General features: G+C 72.6%; 1 pseudogene. It reads left to right on the top strand.

Going from position 1 to position 452, the window contains the following annotated elements:
• Positions 1-452 (top strand): annotated as a pseudogene (locus I8N67_RS41995) (IS200/IS605 family accessory protein TnpB-related protein); the annotation flags it as partial.

Here is a 452-nt window from a genome sequence, read left to right as displayed (position 1 = left end):
GTCGCGGCCAACCGGGCGGTCGCCTACCGCATCCACCTGGACACGGACCGCGACCGCTGGTACGTGACCGCCGCCTGGCAGATCCCGCCCACCCCCACCCTCCCCATCGAGACCGCCCTCGCCCACGGGGTGATCGGCATCGACATGAACGCCGACCACCTGGCCGCCTGGCGCCTCGACCTCCACGGCAACCCCACCGGCAGCCCGCGCCGCTTCTCCTACCACCTGACCGGCACCGCCGAACACCGCGACGCCCAGGTACGCCACGCCCTCACCCGCATCCTGCACTGGGCCCGCACCTGCGGCGTGAAGGCGATCGCCGTGGAGGACCTGGACTTCGCCGCGGAGAAGACCCGGGAGAAGCACGGCCGTAAGAAGCGCTTCCGGCAGCTGATCTCCGGCATGCCCACGGGCCGCCTGCGCGCCCGGCTGGCTTCGATGGCGGACCAGAC

This window comes from Streptomyces adelaidensis (assembly GCF_016598475.1).
Lineage (GTDB): Bacteria > Actinomycetota > Actinomycetes > Streptomycetales > Streptomycetaceae > Streptomyces > Streptomyces adelaidensis.
Note: the sequence above shows the minus strand (reverse complement) of the source record. Positions and strands in the feature narration are given on the sequence as shown.